A 4344-nucleotide genomic window follows, 5' to 3' on the forward strand; every position below is an offset into this window, starting at 1 on the left:
CTTTGAATATATTGAAATATTTTATAATCGCGTAAGGCTACATTCGACATTGGGATACTTAAGTCCGTTGGAATATGAAGCTCGTTACGCTTAAACAGGATGTCCACTTTTAGTGGGTAACACCAGTTTCAAGGAGGAAATTTGAAAATATTATCGGCTTTATTAGTATCGTTTCTGTCACTATCAGTTTCAGCTTCGGAAGAAGATGCTGCAACTGAGCTTTTCTCAGTTTTACAAATGGAACAACTTCTTGCGCAAAAGGCAATCAACTATAAAAAGCAAATGGTTCTTGCACTAGCAAGTACAGAAATGCCAGACGAAGAGAGAGCTGAATTAGAGCAGGATTATTCAGCAATTGTAGACAAAATTATAGCTTTTTTGAGCACTGAAGAAGTTTTGGAAGCGTTTAAGCATAGCTATAGTGAAACGTTCACTGAATCAGAATTACGAGATCTTGTGACTTTCTATGCTTCGCCAACCGGAAAAAAATTCCTAAGCCAATCAGGGAATTTGAACGCAAAGTTTATGGAAAAAATCAGCCCCAAATTTAATTCATTAATCAGTGAGTTTCAGCAGGTTGATTGAAATGAAACATAACAAATCAATGAACTCACTCACTTCGTTCGCTGGGACGCATACTCGCGGGGCGGCTTCGCCATTATGCCCCACGAGCCTGCGCCCGTTATTGAAAAGTTAGGTGATTATGGAAAATTGGAAGTTCCACGATATAAATTTTGAAGGCCAAACCAAAAAGGTTGAGGGTTTGGATATTTGGAAGCACGAATGGCATCCATCTGAGTCTAAAAGTTTTAAAGCCCCTCATCCACAACACCCTAGCCAATGGCATTTGATGTGTGTTTACACTATTGAAGCTAATGACAGGCAAGTTAGCTTTGCCGCAAGTGAAGTTAGTAACATGGTTTGGTCTATTTATGTGCCAAAGTAAATCACCTAACAAGTTAGTCAAGTTCGCCCAGCAAGCTGGGCTGGGACGCATACTCGTTGGCTGGCGCTTCGCGCAGTTTAGCCAACAAGTCTGCGCCCCTTACTAAAGCGTTAGTTGCCATGAATAAATTCACCTTTCTGCTTTTTTTGATAGCTTTTGCGGGTGCTATTTTCTTCGGAAACAAAGCTTATCGACTAGAAGAAAGGTTGGAACTTGCAACATATTTATTTCAAGATGCTCAAAACGGTCATATTCTTTCGGAACAGATATGGGTTAGAACACTTATCGATATTGAAAAGCTAAGGAGAACTGACCCAATAGAGGCTGGGGAAGTAGCCCAAATGATTATTTGTGAATATCCCAAAAGTATTGAAGACTACAAAGATATTCAAACAATATCCAAAACAGCAATTGAGTCACTGAAATTAACCAAATCTGAAGTCGAATTATACTGTGGCAACTAACAAAACAATCAACAACATTCGCTTCGCTTATTGGGAAAAAGCCTCGCTGTCACTTCGTGCCAAAGCACTCGGTTTTTCCCGTTATTGTAAGCGTTATATGCTAATTGGTACTTAACTCATGGAAGAATATTTCGCTGGTCTAAGAAAAATCAAGCTTCGTTCTGACAACGTACATGCTGCTCGCTGGCCATGCTTTTATTTAGTATCAATAGGTATCTTTCTTGGCTTATTATTTCCGCCACTAGGATTCATTGCCCCACTATTCATCTACCTTTTTCTCTTTTTATTGCTTCGACTGTCATTATCAACCTGCCCACGTTGCGGTAAACGCTTTTATTCCTTGTTAAACATCATATTCAACGGTAGTTTTTATTCAAAATCAGGTATGTGGGCTGTCTCATGTAATTCATGTGGTTTAAAGTTAAGCGAACTTCCAGAGGTCGACGAAGTTACAATCAAGTCTCACAAAGACGAGTGGTTTAAATGAGCAACGCATATAACAACTCAATAAACTCACTCACTTCGTTCGCTGGGACGCATACACGCAGGGCGGCTTCGCCATTATGCCCCACGTGCCTGCGCCCGTTATTGAAAAGTTAGGTATGGGTCTTGAAACGGTCGAGTTTGCTATATCAATAGAAGAGAAGTATGGAATAAAAATGCCCGACGAAGATCTCGCTGACTTGGCTTTAGTTGGCGACATTGCTGTGTATGTAACCAACCGCGTAAATATGACGACTAATAATGATGTTGAAATAGACGAGGTTATTGAATTCCTGATGGACACGCTAGCTAAAGACTATGATATCCCAAGAGATAAAATAGATTTAAAATCGCATGTTATTACTGATTTGGGGTTGTGCTAGTAGCCGTTGTTTTTGCTCTTCCTTTCACGAGGCACTCCCATCAGTTTTTAACACACCTTTTTCGGGTTCGCGAGCGTATAATGTTTGATTCCCGCTTGTCCACATCAGTTGTTGTTTGAGCGACAAACGAATGTTATTTTCACCCAAATGGTTAACGCAAGGAGACATGGATTGTTTTATCAAAACCCCAATAAATTCCGCCTACCTAACAAACGCATCAGTTCACTCCCTTCGGTCGCTGGGACAACTTTACGGGCGCATTTCGCTACGCTCAAGAGCTGCACCCGTAAACTTGCCCTCTATGCGGGGTGTTAGGTAGCATCATGAAAACGGAACTAGATATTCACGATTACCAATGCTGGTATCTTGATAACCTACAGTACCAAGATGGATTGTTGACTTTGACTTTGGAAGAAAGCAGCAGGGTCGTTGAGGGGCAAAATGAACATAAACGTTACTTGCTAGTCTTTTCAGATACAATTCAGTTTCAAATTTATGACGAATGTGACCATCAGCAAAACTTCTACAATCAGCGAGAAGGTGGGGTTGTCGGGCTCCATGGAGATTCAAGCCTCCTCAAATATTTGAAATCAGAAACGCTAATATTTGATACTACACCAGGGGAGTTAATGCATTACTCGGTAATGACAGGTAATGAATTTATACATGTAATTACAAGAAGAGTGCCGCAGGTAATAAATGCTACCTAACAATCCATTCAACCGGACCCAAACTCGCTGGCTTTGGCTCGTGCCTTGCAAGTATAGCCAGCAAGTCTGGGCCGTTTAATAGGGGCGTTATACGGATTTCTTTTAAGGGTTAAACGGTATTTGGGATTGGTAGTAACAGCCTAGCGTTGTCGCTGTTTTTCAAACTGTATTCGCTCCTTTTTTGCCAGTTTCAACATTAAGCGTTAACGGGCCTTTTCATCGTTTCAGTTGTCATAGTTCTGTTAGGTAACTTAAAAAGTTTTCGCTTTTTTCAGCGATTCGATTGTAGTATTTGGTTTAGTAATTTTAATCGTGGGCTTGGTCAGTATGTGTTCTCCGTATAACAATCCAATCAACCTGACCCAAACTCGCGGCCATTGCTCGTGCCTCACAAAGTGTAGGCCACAAGTTTGTGCCGTTTAATAGGGGCGTTATACGGATTTCTTTTAAGGGTTAAACGTTGTTTGGAATTGGAAGTAACAGCCTAGTTTTGTTGCGCTTTTTTAAACTGCATTCATTCTCTTTTTACCAAATTCAACTTTAAACGTTAACGGGCCTTTTCACCGTTTCAGTTGTCATTGTTCTGTCAGGCAGCTTAAAAAGTTATCGCTTTTTTCAGCCATTCGATTGTAGTATTTGGTTTAGTAATTTTAATCGTGGGCTTTGTCAGTATGTGTTCTCCGTATAACAAACCAATCAACCTGACACAAACTCGCGGCCATTGCTCGTGCCTCACAAAGTGTAGGCCACAAGTTTGTGCAGTCTATTAGGGGCGTTAGGCATACAGGAAGTCGTGGTGAAACATTTAAGTGTTTTTATATTTTTACTTTGCACGTTTAACGTCTTCGCTTCCGAAATATTTCAGATTAACGATATTTCTAATTACCCCGAATATAGTGAAAAAGCAGTTGAAGCTGTAATTGATGACTTAAAGAAAAATGATAAAGAACTAGCAAAACTTTATGTCTTAGCTAAGTGTGATAAAAATTTCTGTGATGTTGAGGTCTCGTACAAAGAAAACTTCAAGCTAAATGCTAACATCAGAGGATGTCCAAATTTTTGTCTTTATTACGGCTTTAATAATGAACACGGTTATATTGTTAAAAAGGCTCACATTCGATAAATGTATGCCTAACAAGAAAATTAAGCAGGACGCCTAACAGCTGGCTGTCGTTCGTGCCTCACTTATTTTAGCCAGCTATTATGCGCCTCTTATTTAGGCGTTATATGCAGAACTTACCCAAAAAAAGTGGACATCTCTTATAGTTAGATAAGAGGTGATTTATGGAACGCAAAAAGAAAGCACAACCTTATACTGAAACTTTTCGCAAAGAGGCTGTTCGCAGGGCAGATCTTCC

Annotated in this window: 7 protein-coding genes; all 7 read left to right on the forward strand. The window is 40.1% G+C overall.

Going from position 1 to position 4344, the window contains the following annotated elements:
- Nucleotides 1-94 (forward strand): IS3 family transposase (locus tag ABD036_RS18740; protein ID WP_343862677.1); only part of this gene is annotated, 94 nt, incomplete at its 5' end.
- A gap of 47 nt (nucleotides 95-141) precedes the next feature.
- Nucleotides 142-585: a DUF2059 domain-containing protein gene (locus ABD036_RS18745; RefSeq protein WP_303462962.1), complete on the forward strand. Its 444-nt coding sequence runs from the start codon at nucleotides 142-144 to the stop codon at nucleotides 583-585.
- A 118-nt stretch (nucleotides 586-703) separates the two neighbouring features.
- Nucleotides 704-946 (forward strand): hypothetical protein, encoded by a 243-nt coding sequence (locus tag ABD036_RS18750; RefSeq protein WP_343862680.1) that lies wholly within the window; start codon nucleotides 704-706, stop codon nucleotides 944-946.
- A 119-nt stretch (nucleotides 947-1065) separates the two neighbouring features.
- Nucleotides 1066-1410 carry a hypothetical protein gene (locus ABD036_RS18755; protein ID WP_343862681.1) on the forward strand — a complete coding sequence of 115 codons (345 nt, stop codon included), beginning with the start codon at nucleotides 1066-1068 and terminating at the stop codon, nucleotides 1408-1410.
- Between the two features lie 563 nt (nucleotides 1411-1973).
- On the forward strand, nucleotides 1974-2276 hold the full coding sequence (locus ABD036_RS18760; protein WP_343862683.1) for a hypothetical protein: 303 nt from the start codon (nucleotides 1974-1976) through the stop codon (nucleotides 2274-2276).
- A 323-nt stretch (nucleotides 2277-2599) separates the two neighbouring features.
- A complete protein-coding gene (locus tag ABD036_RS18765) occupies nucleotides 2600-2986 on the forward strand; it encodes a hypothetical protein (RefSeq protein WP_343862685.1) in 387 nt (128 codons plus the stop codon).
- A gap of 796 nt (nucleotides 2987-3782) precedes the next feature.
- The gene (locus tag ABD036_RS18770; RefSeq protein WP_343862687.1) at nucleotides 3783-4109 is read left to right on the forward strand and encodes a hypothetical protein; all 327 of its coding nucleotides are present in this window, start codon (nucleotides 3783-3785) and stop codon (nucleotides 4107-4109) included.
- The last annotated feature ends 235 nt before the right edge of the window (nucleotides 4110-4344 follow it).

This window comes from Aliiglaciecola litoralis, from assembly GCF_039523355.1.
GTDB classification, from domain to species: Bacteria; Pseudomonadota; Gammaproteobacteria; order Enterobacterales; family Alteromonadaceae; genus Aliiglaciecola; species Aliiglaciecola litoralis.